A 19,482-nucleotide genomic window follows, 5' to 3' on the forward strand; every position below is an offset into this window, starting at 1 on the left:
TCTAAGGAGATTCAAGGATGGATAAGAACAAAGCGAAGCTCGCCGGCCTCAAGCGTCGCCAGCGTCGCGTCCGCGGGAAGATCTTCGGCACGCCCGAGCGTCCGCGCCTGCGCGTGACCCGCACCAACGCAAACATCTACGCGATGATCGTGGACGACACGAAGGGCCACACCCTCGTCTCGGCCTCGACCCTCGAGCCCGAGTTCAAGGGCACCCACACCTCGAACAAGGAGGCTGCCGAGAAGGTCGGTAAGCTCGTTGGCGAGCGCGCCATCGAGGCCGGCATCAAGGCCGTCACCTTCGACCGCGGTGGCCGTATCTACCATGGCCGCGTCAAGGCCCTCGCCGACGGCGCCCGCGCCGCCGGTCTCGAGTTCTAGGAGGTTTGAGCATGGCTCGTAATCGTGACAACAAGCAGCGCGAGGCCTCCGAGTTCGAGGAGCGCGTCGTCTTCATCAACCGTGTGGCCAAGACCGTCAAGGGTGGCCGCCGCATGTCCCTCGTGGCGCTCGTCGTCGTCGGCGACGGCAAGGGCAACGTGGGCCTGGGTATGGGCAAGTCCGCCGAGGTGCCCCTGGCCATCTCCAAGGCCTCGCTCGACGCCAAGAAGCACATGTTCCACGTGCCCGTCACCGAGACCGGCACCATCCCGCATGAGGTCGAGGGCCACTTCGGCGCCGGCCGCATCATCATCAAGCCCGCTGTCGAGGGTACCGGCGTGATCGCCGGCGGCGCCGTGCGCCCCCTCTTCGAGCTTGCCGGCATCAAGAACGTCCTCTCCAAGTCGCTCGGCACCGATAACGGCCTGAACATCATCAAGGCCGCCGCCGAGGGCCTCAAGGAGCTCTCGAGCCCTGAGGATGTCGCGGCCCGCCGCGGCATCACGGTCTCCGAGATGTTCGTGGGCAAGAAGGAGGCTTAAAGATGGCAGACACCATCAAGGTCAAGCAGGTCCGTAGCACCAACGGCTGCAAGCAGGATCAGGTCAGGACCATCAAGGCCCTCGGCCTCGGGAAGATCAACCGTGTTCACGAGCTTCCCGACAACGAATCTGTCCGCGGAATGATCTTCAAGGTCAAGCACCTTGTTGAGATTGTAGAGGAGTAGCAATGCAGCTTCATGACCTCACCCCCGCGCCGGGGTCGACCCACAGGCGCAAGCGCATCGGCCGCGGTAACTCCTCCGGCCATGGCACCACGGCCGGTCGCGGCCAGAAGGGCCAGCTTTCCCGCTCCGGTGGCGGCAAGGGCTCGGGCTTCGAGGGCGGCCAGACGCCGCTCGCGATGCGTCTGCCCAAGCTCCCGGGTTTCCGTAACCCCCGCCGCATCGAGTTCGCGGCCGTGAACATCGCCCGCCTGGACGAGAAGTTCGAGGACGGTGCCGTGATCGACGGCGCCGCGCTCAAGGCCGCTGGCATCATCAAGAAGGAGTTCCAGCCCGTGAAGGTTCTTGCTGAGGGCGAGACCACCAAGAAGTTCACGGTGCGCGTCGACAAGGTCTCGGCTGCCGCCAAGGCCAAGATCGAGGCGGCTGGCGGAAAGGTCGAGCTCCCGTGCTAACTGGCCTGAAGAACGCGTTCCGTGTCAAAGACCTCCGGGATAAGATTCTCTTCACCATAGCGATGCTCGTCGTGTACCGCATCGGTGCACACGTTCCCGTGCCCGGTGTCCCCTTCCAGGGGATGCTGGGCCTTTTCGGCGACTCGGGCGCTATGTCGCTGCTGAATCTGTTCTCCGGCGGGGCCCTGAGCTACGTCTCGGTGTTCTCCCTCGGCATCATGCCCTACATCACGAGCTCCATCATCATGCAGCTTTTGCAGAGCGTGATCCCGAGCCTGCACGAGCTCGCCCGCGAGGGCGAGGTCGGCCAGACCAAGATCACCCAGTATTCTCGCTATCTGACGCTCGGCTTGGGTATCCTCAACTCCATCGGCTACCTGTTCCTGTTCAAGAGCTACGGGATCAGCTTCGCCGACGCGGGCGCGCCCGAGATCATCTTCGACATCATGATCGTCGGCACGCTCACCGCGGGCGCGATGCTCATCATGTGGATCGGTGAGCTCATCACCCAGCGCGGTATCGGCAACGGCATGTCGCTCATCATCTTCGCGAACATCATGGCCGGTCTTCCGCAGTCCATCGTCGCCTCCATGTCGGAGGGCTCGATGGGCCTCGCGATCACCGCGCTCATCCTCGTGGTGATCCTCTGCGTCATCCCGTTCATCGTGTACCTCGAGCGCGGCCAGCGCCGCATCCCGGTGCAGTACGCCAAGCGCGTCGTGGGCCGTCGCATGATGGGTGGCCAGTCCACCTACCTGCCGATCAAGGTCAACACCGCGGGCGTCGTGCCCATCATCTTCGCGAGCGCGCTTCTGTACTTCCCGGCGCAGCTGGCGGTCTTCTTCCCCAGCGTCGGCTGGGTGCAGGCCGTCGCCAACGCGCTCGCCACGGGCTGGATCAACTGGATCCTTAACGTGGTGCTCATCGTGTTCTTCGCGTACTTCTACACGTCGATGATCTTCAACCCCGATGAGACGGCCGAGAACCTGAAGCGCCAGGGTGGCTTCATCCCCGGCGTGCGCCCGGGACGCGCCACGGCGAACTACATCAAGAACGCCCTCAACAAGATCACGCTCCCGAGCGCGATCTTCCTGGCGCTCATCGCCATCGTCCCGTCGATCGTCTTCTCGGCGACCGGCAACCAGCTCATCCAGTCGTTCGGCGGCACGTCCGTCCTCATCATGGTGGGCGTGGTCCTCGATACCATCGACAAGGTGGAGGGCCAGCTCAAGATGTACGACTACGATGGGTTCTTCAAGTAAGTGAGAGAGGAGTCACCCATGAACATCGTTCTGTTGGGAGCCCCCGGTGCCGGCAAGGGCACCATGGCCCAGAAGCTCGTCGCCGAGTTCGGCGTCGCGCACATCTCGACGGGTGACCTGCTCCGCGCCGCCGTCAAGGGCGGCACCGAGCTCGGTGTCCAGGCCAAGAAGTACATGGACGCCGGCGAGCTCGTGCCCGACCAGCTCGTGATCGACCTGGTCAAGGAGCGCCTCGCCGCCGACGACGCCCAGCGCGGCTTCATCCTGGACGGCTTCCCCCGCAACACGGTCCAGGCCGTGACGCTCGACTCCGAGCTCGCGGGCATGGGCCGCTCCATCGACTGCGCCCTGCTCATCGACGTGGAGCCCAAGGTCATCATCGACCGCCTCTCCGCCCGCCGCACCTGCCGCGCCTGCGGCTACACCGGCACCGCCGCCGACGCGGTGTGCCCCTCCTGCGGTGGCGAGATGTACCAGCGTGATGACGACAAGCCGGAGACCATCCAGAACCGCCTGGACGTCTACCAGAACTCGACGGCCCCGCTCGTCGAGTACTACCGTGGCCAGGGCCTGCTCAAGGCTGTCGACGGCGCCCGCGCCATCGACGAGGTCTATGCGGACGTCAAGGAAGCGCTCGGTCTATGATCAAGATCAAATCCGAGCGTGAGATCGAGGAGATGAAGAAGGCCGGAGCGCTGTCCAAGATGGCGCTCCGCCACGTTGGCGCCATGGTGCGTCCCGGCGTCTCCACCTTCGAGCTCGACCAGCTCGCCGAGCAGATCATCCGCATGCACGGCGGCAAGCCGGCCTTCAAGGGCTACGGCGGGTTCCCGGGGACCATCTGCGCGTCGCTCAACGACGCCGTGGTCCACGGGATCCCCAACCCCGACGTGATCCTGCGCGACGGCGACATCCTGTCCGTCGACACGGGAGCGGTCGTGGACGGCTGGGTGGGCGACAACGCCTGGACCTTCTACGTGGGCAACCCCGCGCCCGAGGTGAAGGCGCTCTGCGAGTGCACCCTCGACTGCCTGAAGGCGGGCATCGCCCAGGCCGTGCCGGGCAACCGTATCGGCGACATCGGGCACGCCATCCAGTCGCTCGCCGAGTCGAACGGCTACGGGGTGCTGCGCGAGTACGTGGGCCACGGCGTGGGCCGCGTGATGCACGAGGAGCCCAACGTCCCCAACTTCGGCAAGAAGGGGAGGGGCGTGCGCCTCGAGGTGGGCATGGTCATCGCGATCGAGCCCATGATCACCTTGGGCACGCACCACGTCTCGACCGGTCCCGACGGCTGGATCGTCACCACGAACGACCACCTGCCTGCCGCGCACTACGAGAACACGATCGCCATCACGGCGGACGGTCCCGTGGTCCTCACGCAGGATGCCCAAGGGCCGTGGTGCTCGCTCCGGGGCGGGGTCATGTAAGCCCAAGTGCCACCTCCCGCGCGGCTGCGGGGGAGTTATGAAGTCATTACGAAAAATCCACGGTACAGCACGAAGTGTTGTATCATTCGCTGTTGCTGTCGTTTCCTAGAGAAAGATGTGCCTGTGAAAAAGGAAGATGCAATCGAACTCGAGGGTAAGGTCACCGAGCCGCTCCCCAATGCGATGTTCCGCGTCGAGCTCGAGAACGGTCATTCGGTGCTTTGCTCCATCTCGGGCAAGATCCGCATGAACTACATCCGTATCCTCCCGGGCGACAAGGTCGTGGTGGAGCTCTCCCCCTATGACCTCACGCGCGGGCGCATCACGTATCGCTACAAGTAGCGACAGCCCCGCCCGCTGAGCGGGCATTCCAGCTTTGGGTATTCACGTCTGCGGCTGGACGAGTAGATAGTAGGCAGTGTTTCGCGTATCCGAAAGGAAGCATCATGAAGGTACGTCCTTCGGTCAAGAAGATGTGCGACAAGTGCAAGATCATCAGGCGCCATGGCAAGGTGCTCGTCATCTGCGAGAACCCGCGCCACAAGCAGCGTCAGGGTTAAGAGAGGAGATTGAAAGTTGGCCCGTATCAATGGTGTCGACCTTCCGCGCGAGAAGCGCGTCGAGATCGGTCTGACCTACATTTACGGCATCGGCCGCACCACCGCGTCTAAGATCTGCGCGGAGACTAATATCAACCCGGACACCCGCGTCCGCGACCTCACCGACGAGGAGGTCGACGTCCTCCGCAAGTACATCGACGAGAACCACCTCATGGTGGAGGGCGACCTCCGTCGTGAGCGCAACCAGAACGTCAAGCGCCTTATGGACATCGGTTGCTACCGTGGCCTGCGCCACCGCAAGGGCCTGCCGGTCCGCGGCCAGCGCACGCACACCAACGCTCGCACCCGTAAGGGCCCGAAGCGTCAGATCGGTGCAAAGAAGAAGAAGTAAGGAGCGCTAGATGGCTACTGCAAAGAACAAGCGCGGCGCTGTCACCCGTATCAAGCGCGCCGATCGCAAGAACATCGCCGTGGGGCAGGCGCACATCCGCTCCACGTTCAACAACACGATCATCTCGATCACCGATCCCCAGGGGAATGTCATCGCGTGGCGTTCCGCCGGCCAGGTGGGCTTCAAGGGCTCCCGCAAGAGCACGCCCTTCGCTGCCCAGATGGCCGCCGAGGCCTGCGCCAAGGCCGCCATGGAGCACGGCATGCACAAGGTCGCCGTGTTCGTGAAGGGCCCCGGCTCCGGCCGCGAGACCGCCATCCGCTCGCTCCAGGCCGCCGGCCTCGAGGTCACGAGCATCCAGGACAAGACCCCCATCCCGCACAACGGCTGCCGCCCCAAGAAGCGTCGCCGCGTGTAACTGAAAGGATCGCATTACCATGGCAATCGACAGGACTCCTGTTCTTAAGCGCTGCCGCCAGCTCGGGGTCGATCCCGTTGAGCTGGGCTACAGCAGCAAGAAGGAATCGAAGCGTCAGCCCAAGCGCCGCCGTAAGGAATCCGAGTACGGCATGCAGCTGCGCGAGAAGCAGAAGGCTAAGTTCATCTACGGTGTGCTCGAGAAGCAGTTCCACCGCTACTTCGAGCGTGCCCGCCGCATGAAGGGCGTCACGGGCGACAACCTCATGACCCTTCTGGAGAGCCGCCTCGACAACGTCGTGTTCCGTCTCGGCTTCGCCCGCACGCGTCGCGAGGCCCGTCAGACCGTCACCCACGGCCACTTCACCGTGAACGGCGTGCGCGTCGACATCCCCTCCTACCAGGTCAAGCCCGGCGACGTCGTCGCCGTCGGCGAGAAGTATCGCGACCTCCTTCCCATCAAAGAGGCCCTCATCCAGTCCGAGCGCTTCGAGGTGCCCGGCTGGCTCGAGGTCGATATCGAGAAGCTCTCCGGTAACGTGCTCTCGCTGCCCACGCGCGAGCAGATCAGCACTGATATCCAAGAGCAGCTCATCGTCGAGCTCTACTCTAAGTAGTCCATCCGGGCTGCTGAGGCTGGAGGTTAATACATGTCAGAATTCATTAGGCCTCAGGTTCAAGTCGAGGAGATCGATGCGACGTCCGCTCGCGTCTCCGTTGAGCCGCTCGAGCGCGGGTACGGCGACACGCTGGGCAACTCCCTGCGTCGCGTGCTCCTGTCCTCCCTGGAGGGCGCCGCGGTCGAGGCGATTCAGATCGATGGAGCCCAGCATGAGTTCATGACCATCCCCAACATGGTCGAGGATGTCACCGATATCGTCCTCAACGTGAAGGGCCTGGTCTTCCGTGCGCTGGGCACCAGTGCGGGCGAGGGTACGGCCACCATCTCCGTCGATGGTCCGTGCGAGGTCACCGGTGCGGATTTCTTCATCCCCTCCGAGTTCGAGCTCGTCAACCCAGAGCAGCACATCGCCACGCTCAACGAGGGCGGTCACCTCACCATGAGCATGCGCATCGGCTACGGCCGCGGCTATGTGTCCTACGAGGGCAACAAGCGCGATAACGACCCGATCGGCGTCATCCACGTCGACTCGCTGTTCTCGCCCGTGCGCCGCTGCGCCAAGCTCGTCGAGGCGTGCCGCGTCGGCCAGCACACCGACTACGACCGCCTCGTCCTCGAGATCGAGACGAACGGCGCCATCGCCCCGCGCGACGCCGTGGTCCAGGCTGCGAACATCATCAACCAGCACATGAGCGCGTTCATGAACCTCGCCGAGACCCCCGAGGTCGAGGAGGAGGCTTCCATCTTCGCTCCCGAGGTCACGAGCGATAACGCCGAGCTCGACAAGCAGATCGAGGATCTCGATCTCTCGGTGCGCTCCTACAACTGCCTGAAGCGCGCGAGCATCCACTCCGTGCGTCAGCTGGTGGAGTTCTCCGAGAACGATCTGCTTAACATCCGCAACTTCGGCGTTAAGTCGATCGAGGAAGTCAAGGATAAGCTTGAGTCGATGGGTCTGAGCCTCAAGGCATAGGCTCTGCACATAGAGGAGAAACGAGACCATGCGTCACAACAAGAAGAAAGGCCTGAAGCTCGGCACCGACGCGAGCCACACCAAGGCCATGAAGAAGAGCCTTGCCAAGGCGCTCTTCGAGAACGACCGCATCAAGACCACCGAGACCCGCGCCAAGGCGCTGCGTGGCTACGTCGAGCCCATCATCACCTGGGCCAAGAAGGGCGACCTGCACTCCCGCCGCCTGGCCATCGCCAAGCTCGGCGACAAGCAGCTCGTCGCGGAGGTCTTCGACAAAGCCGCCCAGGGCATGTGGGCCGACCGTGACGGCGGCTACACCCGCATCATGAAGCTCGGTCCCCGCAAGGGCGACAACGCCCGCATGGTGATCATCGAGATCGTCAGCGAGCCCGTGGTCAAGAAGGCCGCCAAGGCCGCGCCCAAGAAGGCCGTCGCCCCCAAGAAGGTCGAGAAGGTCGAGGAGGAGGCCGCTCCCGCCGAGGAGGAGGTCGTCGAGACCGAGACCGCCGAGGTCGTCGAGGAGGCTGCCGAGGAGACCGCCGAGTAACCGGCTGCCACAAGGTTTTGGCAAGGGCCCCGCAAGGGGCCCTTTTTCTTTGCGCGGGTGCCTCGGAGGTATCCTGACCGGGCCCGGCGGGGCATTGCTGGGGAATCTCTGCATGACGCGCGGGCCGGGCGCGCTGTCTGCGCGTTCTGCTATCGTTGCGGGGGCACGTACAAACGGCGGCGACCCGGTGCGCGGGCGCCCGGACCATGAGGGCGAGGTTGGCCATGCTCGAGGTCATCGACGCGACCGTGACATACGGCGACGCCGCGCTCGAGGGCGCAGGCGAGCGGGAGCGCCGTGCGCCCGCGCTCGCCGGCGTCAGCGCGGGCGTGGCGCCGGGGGAGCTCGTGGCGCTCATCGGCCGTAACGGCTCGGGCAAGTCGACGCTCGCACGGGTGCTCTGCGGCGCTCAGGCGCTCGATACGGGCACGGTGCGCGTCACCCGGGCAGGCGCCGCCCCGATTGAGGATACGGACGGAATACGGCATCTGGTGGGCCTGGTGGGCCAGAACCCCCATGACCAGGCCGTGTCGACCGAGGTGCTCGACGAGGTGGCCTTCGGCCCCAGGAACCTCGGCCTCGATGAGGGCGAGGTCCGCCGCCGCGTGGAGCGTGCGCTCGCCGCGGCGGGCATCGAGGGCCTCGCCGGGCGGCAGGTGGCCTCGCTCTCGGGCGGGGAGCTGCAGCGCCTGGCGCTCGCGGGGATCCTCGCCATGCAGCCGGAGTACCTCGTGCTCGACGAGGTGACCGCCCAGCTCGACAGCGCCTGCCGCCCGGCCCTGAGGAGGCTCTTCCGCGCGCTCGCCGAGGGTGGCGCGGGCGTGGCCCTGGTCACGCACGACCCCATCGAGGTCTTGGCCTGCGACCGTGTGGTCGCGCTCGATGGCGGCCGCGTCGTCTGGGAGGGCTCGCCGCGCGAGCTGCTCATGGGCGCGGGCGGCGGCCTCTGGGACGCGACGCTCATCGCCAACCCCTATATCGACGCCGTGCGCCGCTGCGTGGAGCTCGGCTACGACCTCGCGCGCGGCACCGAGCCCGAGGACCTGACCGTGTGGCTTAGCGAGGACGCCCCGCGCGGGGCGCGGGAGGCTGTGCTCGGCGCCTGCGGGGGCGTGGCGGACGGGCCGCTCGCGGCCCCCGGGGAGGCCTGCGGCGCCATCCGGGTCGAGGGCGCGCGCGTGGAGCTCGGCGGCACCATCGTGCTCGAGGACGCCGACCTCGCGGTCGGCGCGGGCGAGGTGCTCCTCGTGGCCGGGCGCTCGGGCGCGGGCAAGACCACGCTCGCGTGCCTCGTCGCGGGGCTCGTCGAGCCCTCGGCGGGTACGGTCGAGGTCCTGGGCGAGCCTCCCCGCCCGGGGGACGTGGGCCTCGCCTTCCAGAACCCCGAGCAGCAGTTCTTCCTGGAGAGCGTCGAGGCGGAGCTCGCCTTCGCGCCGCGCAACCTCGGTCTTGGGGAGGACGAGGTGGCCGCGCGCGTGGCGGACGCCGCGGCGCGCCTGGGGCTCGACGTGCCGCTTGCGGCGGACCCCTTCGCGCTCTCGGGCGGGCAGGCGCGGCGCGTGGCGCTCGCGAGCGTCGTCACCATGGGGCCGGGGGCGCTCGTGCTCGACGAGCCCACGGCGGGCCTCGACGCGACATCGCGCGCGTCGCTCCATCGGCTCGTCGCCTCCTTCGCCCGCGCGGGCCTGCCGGTCATCGTGGTCAGCCATGACCTGGAGGAGTGGCTGCCCGAGGTCGACCGCGTCGCGGTGCTCGCTCAGGGGCGCATCGTCTGGGCCGGCGTGCCGCGGGAGCGCGCGGGCGCTGCGGCGGCCTTCCGCCGCGCCGGCATGGAGCCGCCCGAGTCGTGGCGCCTCGCCGAGGCACTCGACGGCATCGCGGCGCCCGCCGCCGCGACGGCGCCCGAGGCCGCGCCGGTGCAGGACCGCCCGCAGCACGCCGCCGGCACCCCCGCGGCGCCCCCGCTCGGCCGCATCGACGCCCGCGTGAAGATCGTGCTCCTGCTCATCGCCACGGTCGCGGTCTTCGTCGCCCACGCACCCTGGGCGCTCGCGTTCTGGGCCGTCCTCGTGACGGCGGCGCTCGCCGCCTCGGGCGCATCGCTCAAGAGCCTCGCGCGCACGCTCAGGCCGGTCGCGGTGCTCCTCGTCTTCATCGTCTGCGCGAACCTGGTGTCGTGCGACGGCTCGGGGGACATCGCGCTCACGGGCCCGGTGGGGCTCAGCACGGCGGGCGCGGCGCGTGCCGGCGGCGCGGTCGCGCGCATCGTGCTGCTCGTCTGCCTCGCGCTCGCGGTATCGTCCTCGACGACCCCCACGGCCCTCGCCGAGGGGTGCGTGCGGCTCATGCGGCCGCTCGCCCGGGTGGGCGTGCCCGTGGGCGATGTGGGCCTCATGCTCTCGATGGCGCTCCGCTTCATCCCGCTCGTCAGCGAGGAGGTGCAGCGCATCCGCCTAGCCCAGGCGGCGCGCGGCGCCGCCTTCGACGAGGGCTCGGTCCTGCGGCGCGTGCGGGCGTGGGCGTCGGTGCTCACGCCGGTGGTCGTGGGCCTCTTCAGGCGGGCGGACCGCGTGGCCGAGTCGATGGACGCGCGCCTGTACGGCTCGTCCGCGCGGCGGGGCCCCCGGCCGATGCCGCTCGACGGTGCGAGCCGTGCGGTGCTCGCCTTGGGCGTCGCGCTCATGGCGCTCGCGGTTATCATGTCCTGGATAGGGTAGGCGCCCCGTGCGCGGGCGGAAGGAGCAGGTGGTTCACATGGCACTCGACGCGGTCGACCTCTCGGCGGGCACGGTGGTGCTGCGCGTCGCGTACGCGGGCGGCGCCTACAGCGGCTTCGCCGAGCAGCCCCAGCCCGGCGTGCGCACCGTCGCCGGTGAGCTCAGGCGCGCGCTCGAGACCTTCCTGCGCCGGGGCGTGGAGCTCACCTGCGCCGGCAGGACCGACGCGGGCGTGCACGCGCTCAGCCAGTACGTGAGCCTCGCCGCCACGGCCGCCGAGCTCGAGATCCCCTCCCGCCGGTGGCTGCGCGCCATGGACGCGCTGCTGCCGCGCGACATCGCCGTGAGCGCGGTCTTCCACGCCGCGCCGGGCTTCTCCGCGCGCTTCGACGCCGAGGCGCGCACCTACGCCTACCGCATCGCCGACCGCCCCGAGCGGCCGGTCCTCACGCGCGATAGGGTCTGGTGGCTGCGCACCCCGCTCGACGACGGGGCGATGCGCCGTGCGATGGGCTGCCTCGTGGGCGAGCACGACTTCAAGAGCTTCTGCAAGGTCGCCTCGGCGGCGGGCAAGCCCACCTGCAGAAACGTCATGGAGGTGGGGCTTTCGCGCACTTGCGAGCTCGACGAGGAGCTGCTCGAGTTCACCATCACCGGCAACGCCTTCCTGCACTCCATGGTTCGCACCATCGTGGGGACGCTCGCCGAGGTGGGACAGGGCCGCCGGCAGCCCGAGTGGGTCGCCGAGGCGCTGGCCGCGCGCGACCGCGCCGCCGCAGGCCCCACGGCGCCCGCGGACGGGCTGGTCTTCCGCGCCGTGCGCTACCCCGAGGGCGCGCTCAAGCCGGCTCCCTAGCGGCATGCCCGCCGAGCTGCGCTTTTCCTCATCGCACACCTGTCTGTGCCCCGCGGAATAATGGACATGGCGTGCAGCCGGCCGCGCCGGCGCCCGGGCATTTTCCGGGTGCTACCATAACGGATATCAGGCTGGTCGTTCCTTGTGAGGGGAGGCTCGGGTCCCGTGTCGCGCCGCGCTGCCAAGCAACCGTTCGTGTCCGTCGTGATGGCGGTCCGCGATGCCGAGCGGCATATCTCCCGCGCGGTCGACAGCGTGCTCACCCAGGACTGCCCCGACATCCAGCTCGTCGTCGCCGACCGCGCCTCGCGCGACGGCACGCTCCGCATCCTCACCGGCATCGCCGAGCGCGAGATCTCCCTCGATGTCATAGCCTGCGACGACGCCGACGGGGACGCCGCCCTCGATGCCGCCGTCGCCGCCGCGCGCGGCCGCTACGTGCTCGTCATGGAGCAGGACGACTGGCTTGCCCCGCACGCGCTCGCCGCGCTCACCCGCGCGCTCGCCGCGGGCGACCTCGAGCTCGGCATCATGGCCCTCTCGATCGACACCTACGTCGGGCACGGCGAGCGCATCTCGCAGATGCTCGACGTCCCGCTTTCCGCCACCTCGTCGAGCGCGGCCTTCCGCGCCGCCGCGGCCCCGCTCATCGAGGAGGGCATGCTGAGCCTCCTCAAGGGCAAGGCGCTTCTGCGCTCGCGCATCGACGCGCTGGGACTGCGCATGGCGCTCTGCGCGAGCCAGGTCTCCTACCTCGCCTCCTACCTCGAGGACGTCGCGCGCGTCGCGGTCGTGCCCGAGGCGGTCTACCACGCCACCGCGGTGCCCGAGGGCGCCGAGCTCGCCGGCGGGGCCGGCCTCGCGCGCCGCGAGCGCGACCACGAGCGCCTGCTCGGCCTCATCGCCAGCTGGCATATGGAGGACGACCGCACGCTGTCCGGCGCCGTGCACCGGCTGCACCTCCGTCAGATCGTCGCCGCCATCGAGCGCATCGTGCTCGCGCGCGGGATCTCGTCGATCGAGCGCACCGAGCGCGTCCGCGACATCCTCGAGGCGCCGAGCACCCAGCGCACGATCCAGGCCCTCGACAAGGGCAAGGGCCCTGTGGGCCTCATGTACCGGCTCGTCGCGCGCCGCAACGTCATGGGGTGCTGCCTGGGCGCGCACATCGGCAAGCTCGCCCGCGTCTCGCACCTGCCGCTCGCGCGCCATCCCTTGAGCATGCTCGGCCTTATGTAGGGGAGCCCCCGCGCTTTTGCGCCGCATTTCCGCCCGCTCACCTCATCTGTTTGTTAACGAACGTTTACGCGGGGATATTACGGGATAATATTCATGGCAGCGCCCTATTTTGAGTAAGATATGCAAAATCGGGTTGTACCGTCAGGTGCTCGGACGTCGCGATGGGAGTGCGCTATGGCAAAGAAGCGGAACGGTCGTCAGGATGCGATCAGGGAGATCGTGCGCAACAAGAACGTCCGCACGCAGCGCGTTCTCGTGGAGGAGCTCAAGGCGCTCGGTTTCGACTGCACGCAGGCGACCGTCTCGCGCGACATCGCCGACATGGGCCTGCGCAAGCTCCCCGAGGGCGTCTACGTGCTCGCCGAGGACCTGCACCTGCAGCGCATGGTGTCCGAGCTCGTGGTCGAGGTCGTGCACGCCGGCAACCTGGTCATCGTGAAGGCCCAGCCCGGCACGGCCTCCGGCATCGCCGCCGCCATCGACGCCGCGGAGCTGCCCGAGGTCCTGGGGTCGCTCGCCGGCAACGACACGATCCTCGTCGTCACCAGCACCGACGAGGACGGCGCGCGCCTGGAGCAGATCATCTCCAAGCTCTGCGACCCGCGCTACTAGGGGAGGCGGGAGGGCCCGACCGGGCCGCCCGCGCGCCCCGGCGAGGCGCGGCCCCAAGTGGCATCCAGAGCGCGGCCATCATAGCCAGGAAAAAGGCCACCGGCGCGATGCCGGTGGCCTTCGTCGTCACAGCTGCGTCTCGCGCCACGTCACTGCGTGGCGTTGCCGGTGCCGTCCCCCGTGTTCCCGGGGGGCGTCGTGGAGGTGACGGGCGGGTTGGGATCGGTTGTGGATGCGGGCGGCGTGGGATCGGTCGTGGACGCTGGCGGGTTCGGGTTCGAGGGCGAGGTGACGGGCGCGTTCGGCTCCGTCGCGGGCTGCTCGGTGGTCGGGACCTCCTCGGTCTCCGGTTCCTCGGTCTCCGGTTCCTCCGTCTCGGGCTGCATGCTCAGGAGCGGCTCGCCGTCGACCTCCCACACGTCGTCGTCCTTGTAGGTGGGGGTGCCGCCCTCGGGGAACTCCTCGTGCTCCACGCCCTCGAGCGCGGCGTTCAGGAAGTCGCGCACGATCGGCAGCGGGAGGTCGGCCGTGGTGGCCTGGCGGCCCCAGACGGTGATCTTGGTCGAGCCGCCGCTGTGGCCGCACCACACGGCGACCGAGTACTGCGGTGTGTAGCCGCAGAACCAGAGGTCTGACGGCAGGTCGGTCGTGCCGGTCTTGCCGGCGAAGGGCTGGTTCACCGAGAGGCGCGCCGTGGTGGCGGTGCCGCGGGAGACGACGCCCTCGAGGATCTCGGTCACGGTCGAGGCGACGTCGGCGTCGAGCACGCGCTCGGAGGTGTCCTCGCTCTCGTAGATGGTCTCGCCGTCGCGGTTCTCGATCGAGGTGATCGCGATCGCATCGCGGTGGATGCCGCCGGTGGCGAAGGTGGAGTAGGCCTCGGCCATCTGGAGGGTCGAGAGCGACTGCGTGCCGAGCGTGAGCGACGAGTAGGCGTTCATGTGGTCCTCGATGCCGAGGTTGTGGCACATGTCGACGATGTTCTGCACGCCGATGGCCTTGGCGACCTGCACGTAGCCGGTGTTCGAGGAGACCTCGGTCGCGCGGGCGAGTGAGATGTAGCCGTAGTTGTGGTTGCCGTAGTTCTGGACGGGGTAGGAGCCGTCGTCGAAGGTCATGGGCGAGCCGCAGTTGATGGTGATGTTGGGGTTCATGCCCTCGTCTATGGCGGTCGCGAGCGTGAACGCCTTGAAGGCCGAGCCGGTCTGGCGCTGCGCCGTGGCGTGGTTGATGTGCTTGGAGTCGGCGTAGTAGTCCTTGCCGCCCACCATGGCGACGATGCCGCCGGTCTCGTTGTCGATGACCGTCATGCCGGCATCGAGGTCGGGCTCGTCGTAGACGGCGAGCCGCTCGGTGACCGCCGCCTCGGCGGCCTGCTGCACGTCGGGGTCGATGGTGGTGTGCACCGTGAGGCCGCCCGAGAAGATCTGGTCGTAGCCGAACTCGTCCTCGAGCAGGCTGCGCACGTAGTCGACGAAGTAGGGGTAGGCGTTGATGTTCACGCCGGTGTCGGACATCTCGGTGACGTTGAGCTCGAGCGGCGCGGCCTGCGCGGCGTCGTGCTCCTCCTGCGAGATGCAGCCGTTGCGCAGCATGCGGTCGAGGACCGTGTTGCGGCGCTGGACGGCGAGGTCGGGGTTGACCGTGGGGTCGTACTGCGACGGCGCGTTGGGCAGGCCGATGAGCAGCGCGGCCTCGGCGAGCGTGAGGTCGGCGGCGCTCTTGGAGAAGTAGGTCTGCGAGGCGGCCTCGATGCCGTAGGCGCCGTGGCCGTAGTAGATGGTGTTCAGGTACATCATCAAGATCTCCTCTTTCGAGTAGATCTCCTCGACCTTGAGGGCGAGGTAGGCCTCGCGCACCTTGCGCTCGAGGGTGATGTCGAACTGCTCGTCGGAGAGGATCGTGTTGCGCACGAGCTGCTGCGTGATGGTGGACGCGCCCTCGGAGCCGCCTGTGAGCTGCACCATCACGGCGCGCATGATGCCCACGAAGTCGACGCCGTTGTGGTCGTAGAAGCGCTCGTCCTCCGTGGCGACGGTGCCGTCGAGGACGTACTTCGACACCTGGTCGATCGAGATGGTCGAGCGGTTCTGGGTATAGAAGCTCGCGATCTCGTTGCCGTCGGCGTCGAGGATGACGGTCGGCTCGCTGTTGAGGTACAGGTCCGCGTTCTCATAGTCGGGCAGATCCTGCAGCCAGGTCTCGACGACGCCGATCATGCCCACACCGAACGCGATGCCGGTGAGGAGCAGGAAACCGAAGATCGAGGCGACGATCATCGATGTGGCGTGCGTCTTCGCGCGCGAACGCATATTGCGCTGACGTGGGCCCATGAAGACCTCCTGAGTGGATGGGCCGCCGCGGGTGCGCGGCGGGGCGGGTCGTCAAACATACATGCTCACACAATACCGCAACACATGCTCACGCGGCGTCGTGTATCCTTGTCCGAGGTAAATTACAGACCTGCTGCATACCTGGCACGCGCCGTCCGCGATGGGAGCCTATGGAGACCGAGCTGGAACATACCCCTACCGTCGCCGCGCACGCGGCTGCTGCCGCCCCGGCGCATACGGGGCCCGCTGCCGGACGCGGGGCGCACGGCGCGCCGGCGCATGCCCGCCGCGTGGACCCCATCGCCGTCCTCGCCTGCGCGCTCTGCCTCGTCACGGCGGTCGCGCTCGGCGTCATGGTCGCGATCTCGGCCTTCGACCACAGCTTCGCGGACGACTGGCACTACGGCGTCGACGCCCATCTCGCGCTCGAGGCGGGGGAGGGCCTCGCGGGCGCCGTCGCCGCCGCGCTGCAGCAGACGATCGACACGTTCGGGACCTGGCAGGGCACCTACTCGGCGATCTTTCTCATGTCGCTCCAGCCCGGCGTGTTCTCCGAGTCGCTCTACGGGCTGGGCGCGGTCCTCATCATGGCCTCGCTCGTGCTCGCGACCGCCTATGCGGTGAGCATCGCGGTGCGCGGCGGGCGCGGCGGCGACCGCGCGTCGTGGCTCGCGCTCACCTGCCTCGTCCTTCTGCTCCAGACCCAGCTCGTGCCGAGCCCCGTCGAGGCGTTCTGGTGGTACAACTCGGCGATCTACTACACCTTCTACCATGCGCTCATGCTCGTGGGCGCGGGGCTCTCCGTGCGCCTGCTGCGCGGCCGCACGCGGCGCGGGGAGCTCTCGGGCGCGGGCACGGCCGTGCGCACGCTTTTGCTCGCCGTCGTCGCGTTCGTGGTTGCGGGCGGCAACTTCGTGACGGGCATCGTCTGCGTGCTCGCGCTCGCCGCGGCGACGGCCGCGGGTATCTGGCGCGTGCGCGGCCGGGCGCTCGCGCTCGTGCCGGCGCTCGTCATCCTCGTGGCGGGATTCGCGTGCTCCATGGCGGCGCCGGGCAACGCGGCCCGGCAGGAGACGCAGTTCCCGGGCGACGGCGCAGGCGTCGTCGGCACAATCGTGCGGAGCGGTCTTGCAGGCGTCGAGTACAGCGTGCTGTGGGTGAACGGCCTGCTCGTGGTCGCGCTTCTGCTCGCCATCCCCGTATTCTGGCGCATCGCGCGCCGAGGGAGCGCCTCCTTCCGCCTGCCCGCCGTGCCCGCCGCCGTCGCGCTCGCGCTCTTCATGGCGAGCTTCACGCCGACCTTCTTCTCGATGGGCAACGTCGGTCCCGGCCGCGTGCAGAACATCCGCTACGACTTCTTCGTGCTGGCGGTCTTCTTGTGCGCGGGCTGGCTCGTGGGCTGGCTCGCCCGGCGGCGGGAGCGCTCGTGCGCGGACGCGGCGGTCGCGGGGCCGAGGGCGCGCAGCCTGCCGCCTTCTCGCGCGCTTCCCGCCTACCTCGGCGCGGTCATGCTCGCGCTTGCGGTTGCGATCGCGGCCTTCGCCGTCGACGAGCGGCACCGCGACGACCTCACCTCGCTTTCCGCCGCCGCGTCGCTCATCTCGGGCGAGGCGGCAGACTACGACGAGCAGGTGCGGGCGCGCCTCGCCTACCTCGAGGAGTCGCCCGAGCGCTCGGTCGAGGTCGCGTACTACACGGCGGGGCCCAAGGTGCTCTTCATGGGCGATATCCGCGACAACATGGACAACTACATGAACTTTCGCCTGGCGCAGTGGTACGGCAAGGATTCCGTGATCGGGTACAACCCCGACCTGCGCTAGGGGTGCGCCGCGCGGCGCCTTGAAATCCGCGAAAAGGCGGCGCCGGCCTTGGTCGGGATGCGAAACTCGGCTACACTGGAAAAGTTGCCAATCCAGCACCGCCCGGCGGCTTCCGGGCGAGGGCGCTAGATACGAGCAGGAGGACCAACCTTGCTTTCAGTCGACGAACAGATGCGCATCATCACCTCGGGCGCCGCGCAGATCGTGCCCGAGGCGGACCTCAAGAAGAAGCTCGAGCGCGGTGTGCCCCTGAACATCAAGCTCGGCGTCGACCCCACCTCGCCCGATCTGCACCTGGGGCACGCGGTGCCGCTGCGCAAGATGCGCCAGTTCCAGGACCTCGGCCACAAGGTGACGCTCATCATCGGCAACGGCACGGCGATGATCGGCGACCCGTCGGGCAAGAACTCCACGCGCCCGCAGCTCTCGCAGGAGCAGGTCGAGGCCAACGCGGCCACCTACGTGAGCCAGGCCATGAAGATCCTCGACCCCGAGAAGACCACCATCGTCCATAACGGCGACTGGATCCTCTCGCTCGACCTCAAGGGCATGCTCGAGCTCTGCAGCAAGTTCACCGTGGCGCGCATCCTCGAGCGCGACGACTTCACCAAGCGCTACCAGTCGCAGACGCCCATCGCCCTGCACGAGTTCCTCTACCCGGTGATGCAGGCGTTCGACTCCGTCCAGATCAAGGCGGACGTGGAGATGGGCGGCACCGACCAGCTCTTCAACCTGCTCGCCGGCCGCGAGCTCATGGAGAAGATGGGCATGGAGCCGCAGGTGGCGCTCACGATGCCGCTCCTCGAGGGCACCGACGGCGTGCGCAAGATGTCCAAGAGCTACGGCAACTACATCGGCCTCACCGACGAGCCGGCCGATATGTTCGGCAAGACCATGTCGATCCCGGACGAGATGATCGGCAAGTACTACCGCCTCGCGAGCTCCAAGACGCCCGATGAGGTCGACGCCATCGAGGCCGCGCTCGCCGACGGCTCGGCCGACCCCTACGAGCTCAAGCGCGCGCTCGGCCGCGACCTGTGCGACACCTACCACGGCGCCGGCGCCGGCGACGAGGCCCAGGCCGAGTTCGACCGCGTGTTCAAGGAGTCACAGCTGCCCGAGGACATCGCCGAGGTCGCGGTCGACCTCACGCCCAACGCCGAGGGCCTCGTGTACCTTGCGGGCGTGCTCAAGGAGGCCGGGCTCGCGCCGTCCGCGGGCGAGGCGCGCCGCCTCATCGACGGCGGCGGCGTGAAGATCGACCAGCAGCCCGTGGCGCCCAAGAGTTACAACGTGGACCCGGCGCTGCTGCATGCGGGAGCCGTGCTCCAGGTGGGCAAGCGCAAGTTCGCGCGCCTGGCGTAAGCGCCGCCGCGTCCTTGCGGTCCCGGACCCCTCGTCCGATCGTTGAGGAGGGGATCTGCGGACGCGGGAGGGGACCTGCGGACGCGAGAAGGGCATCTGCGGGCAGGATTTAGCAGGAAACGGTCTTGGAAACACCCTTTTCTTGCTATTTTGCGCCCGCAGATTCGTTCCCGTAGACGGGACTCACGGAACCGGTCGCCGGGTTGGCGGCCGGTTTCGCCTGGTCCTGGGGTAGGGTGGCTCCATAGTACACGACGCGCGGGCGACTTTCCGGTGGGGAGGCCGCCCGCGTCGCGTTTGCGGGGTTCTGCCGGGGTGCGGCGGCGTGCGCGGGAGCTTCCCGCCGGGGCGCCGCGCCGTGCGGCGCTAGCCCTCGTAGTCGTGCAGGACCGCCTCGATGTTGTTGCCCTCGGGGTCGTGCACGAAGCAGGCGTAGTAGCCGGGATGGTAGTCGCGCGGGCCGGGTGCGCCGTTGTCGGTCCCGCCGTCGAGCGCGGCGTCGTAGAACGCCTGAACCTCGTCGGTCGTCTTGGCGCGCCACGCAAAATGGCTCGGCGTCGGCGCCTGACCCTCCTCCGCGGCCGAGATCCACACCGAGTCGCCGGTCGCGTCATCGACGAACTGCGTGCCGCCGGGGTACTCGACGCCCTTGCGGTAGCCGAGCGTGCCGAGCACACGCCCGTAGTAGGCCGCCATGGCCTCGGGGTCCGCGGCGTGGATGGTCAGATGGTCGAGCATGTCTCCTCCTTGCTCTCGGGCGCCGTTGCCGCCATTGTGCC

General features: G+C 68.2%; 22 protein-coding genes. 20 read left to right on the plus strand and 2 right to left on the minus strand.

The genetic code is table 11. The features are described from left to right. Window positions 1-17: 17 nt before the first annotated feature. From rplR to FS885_RS01800, 18 genes are all read left to right on the plus strand, one after another. Window positions 18-380: a 50S ribosomal protein L18 gene (gene rplR / locus FS885_RS01715; RefSeq protein ID WP_102372538.1), complete on the plus strand. Its 363-nt coding sequence runs from the start codon at window positions 18-20 to the stop codon at window positions 378-380. An 11-nt stretch (window positions 381-391) separates the two neighbouring features. Continuing rightward, entirely contained in the window at window positions 392-922 is a 531-nt protein-coding gene (rpsE, locus tag FS885_RS01720) for a 30S ribosomal protein S5 (protein ID WP_144743286.1), read from the plus strand. Window positions 923-924: 2 nt separating this feature from the next. Beyond that, a complete protein-coding gene (gene rpmD / locus FS885_RS01725; RefSeq protein WP_144743287.1) occupies window positions 925-1,107 on the plus strand; it encodes a 50S ribosomal protein L30 in 183 nt (60 codons plus the stop codon). Between the two features lie 2 nt (window positions 1,108-1,109). Continuing rightward, window positions 1,110-1,559, plus strand: coding sequence for a 50S ribosomal protein L15 (gene rplO, locus FS885_RS01730; protein WP_144743288.1), 450 nt, complete (start codon window positions 1,110-1,112; stop codon window positions 1,557-1,559). Beyond that, entirely contained in the window at window positions 1,553-2,821 is a 1,269-nt protein-coding gene (secY, locus tag FS885_RS01735) for a preprotein translocase subunit SecY (protein ID WP_144743289.1), read from the plus strand. Before rplO ends, secY begins: the two co-directional genes overlap by 7 nt. A gap of 18 nt (window positions 2,822-2,839) precedes the next feature. Continuing rightward, window positions 2,840-3,466, plus strand: coding sequence for an adenylate kinase (locus FS885_RS01740; protein WP_144743290.1), 627 nt, complete (start codon window positions 2,840-2,842; stop codon window positions 3,464-3,466). Next, the gene (gene map, locus FS885_RS01745) at window positions 3,463-4,251 is read left to right on the plus strand and encodes a type I methionyl aminopeptidase (RefSeq protein ID WP_144743291.1); all 789 of its coding nucleotides are present in this window, start codon (window positions 3,463-3,465) and stop codon (window positions 4,249-4,251) included. The genes FS885_RS01740 and map overlap by 4 nt, the downstream gene beginning before the upstream one ends. A 123-nt stretch (window positions 4,252-4,374) precedes the next feature. Continuing rightward, a complete protein-coding gene (gene infA / locus FS885_RS01750; RefSeq protein WP_144743292.1) occupies window positions 4,375-4,593 on the plus strand; it encodes a translation initiation factor IF-1 in 219 nt (72 codons plus the stop codon). 104 nt (window positions 4,594-4,697) lie between these two features. Next, window positions 4,698-4,811, plus strand: coding sequence for a 50S ribosomal protein L36 (gene rpmJ, locus FS885_RS01755; RefSeq protein ID WP_006363204.1), 114 nt, complete (start codon window positions 4,698-4,700; stop codon window positions 4,809-4,811). 16 nt (window positions 4,812-4,827) lie between these two features. Further along, entirely contained in the window at window positions 4,828-5,202 is a 375-nt protein-coding gene (gene rpsM, locus FS885_RS01760; RefSeq protein WP_144743293.1) for a 30S ribosomal protein S13, read from the plus strand. Between the two features lie 10 nt (window positions 5,203-5,212). Then, complete coding sequence (gene rpsK, locus FS885_RS01765) at window positions 5,213-5,620, plus strand: 30S ribosomal protein S11 (RefSeq protein ID WP_144743294.1); 408 nt, start codon at window positions 5,213-5,215, stop codon at window positions 5,618-5,620. Between the two features lie 19 nt (window positions 5,621-5,639). Continuing rightward, window positions 5,640-6,236 (plus strand): 30S ribosomal protein S4, encoded by a 597-nt coding sequence (gene rpsD / locus FS885_RS01770; protein WP_102372528.1) that lies wholly within the window; start codon window positions 5,640-5,642, stop codon window positions 6,234-6,236. A gap of 33 nt (window positions 6,237-6,269) precedes the next feature. Beyond that, window positions 6,270-7,214, plus strand: coding sequence for a DNA-directed RNA polymerase subunit alpha (locus FS885_RS01775; protein WP_144743295.1), 945 nt, complete (start codon window positions 6,270-6,272; stop codon window positions 7,212-7,214). Between the two features lie 28 nt (window positions 7,215-7,242). Next, complete coding sequence (rplQ, locus tag FS885_RS01780) at window positions 7,243-7,761, plus strand: 50S ribosomal protein L17 (RefSeq protein ID WP_144743296.1); 519 nt, start codon at window positions 7,243-7,245, stop codon at window positions 7,759-7,761. A 206-nt stretch (window positions 7,762-7,967) separates the two neighbouring features. Further along, complete coding sequence (locus FS885_RS01785; protein ID WP_144743297.1) at window positions 7,968-10,478, plus strand: ATP-binding cassette domain-containing protein; 2,511 nt, start codon at window positions 7,968-7,970, stop codon at window positions 10,476-10,478. Window positions 10,479-10,515: 37 nt separating this feature from the next. Further along, on the plus strand, window positions 10,516-11,334 hold the full coding sequence (gene truA, locus FS885_RS01790; RefSeq protein WP_144743298.1) for a tRNA pseudouridine(38-40) synthase TruA: 819 nt from the start codon (window positions 10,516-10,518) through the stop codon (window positions 11,332-11,334). Between the two features lie 195 nt (window positions 11,335-11,529). Beyond that, on the plus strand, window positions 11,530-12,573 hold the full coding sequence (locus tag FS885_RS01795; RefSeq protein ID WP_144743299.1) for a glycosyltransferase family 2 protein: 1,044 nt from the start codon (window positions 11,530-11,532) through the stop codon (window positions 12,571-12,573). Between the two features lie 174 nt (window positions 12,574-12,747). Then, a complete protein-coding gene (locus FS885_RS01800; protein ID WP_144743300.1) occupies window positions 12,748-13,185 on the plus strand; it encodes an arginine repressor in 438 nt (145 codons plus the stop codon). A 149-nt stretch (window positions 13,186-13,334) separates the two neighbouring features. On the opposite strand, the gene FS885_RS01805 is transcribed toward FS885_RS01800, so the two are convergent. After that, on the minus strand, window positions 13,335-15,518 hold the full coding sequence (locus FS885_RS01805) for a PBP1A family penicillin-binding protein (RefSeq protein ID WP_144743301.1): 2,184 nt from the start codon (window positions 15,516-15,518) through the stop codon (window positions 13,335-13,337). Window positions 15,519-15,688: 170 nt separating this feature from the next. On the opposite strand from FS885_RS01805, the gene FS885_RS01810 reads away from it, so the two are divergent. Together FS885_RS01810 and tyrS are read left to right on the plus strand one after the other, a co-directional pair. After that, on the plus strand, window positions 15,689-17,338 hold the full coding sequence (locus FS885_RS01810) for a DUF6056 family protein (RefSeq protein WP_144743302.1): 1,650 nt from the start codon (window positions 15,689-15,691) through the stop codon (window positions 17,336-17,338). 150 nt (window positions 17,339-17,488) lie between these two features. Then, window positions 17,489-18,703, plus strand: a complete 1,215-nt coding sequence (gene tyrS / locus FS885_RS01815; RefSeq protein WP_186365735.1) for a tyrosine--tRNA ligase — start codon at window positions 17,489-17,491, stop codon at window positions 18,701-18,703. A 366-nt stretch (window positions 18,704-19,069) separates the two neighbouring features. Here the strand turns inward: tyrS and FS885_RS01820 are convergent, their stop codons facing one another. Beyond that, entirely contained in the window at window positions 19,070-19,441 is a 372-nt protein-coding gene (locus tag FS885_RS01820; RefSeq protein ID WP_144743303.1) for a VOC family protein, read from the minus strand. Between the last annotated feature and the right edge of the window lie 41 nt (window positions 19,442-19,482).

This window comes from Enorma burkinafasonensis (assembly GCF_902150035.1).
Classification (GTDB): domain Bacteria; phylum Actinomycetota; class Coriobacteriia; order Coriobacteriales; family Coriobacteriaceae; genus Enorma; species Enorma burkinafasonensis.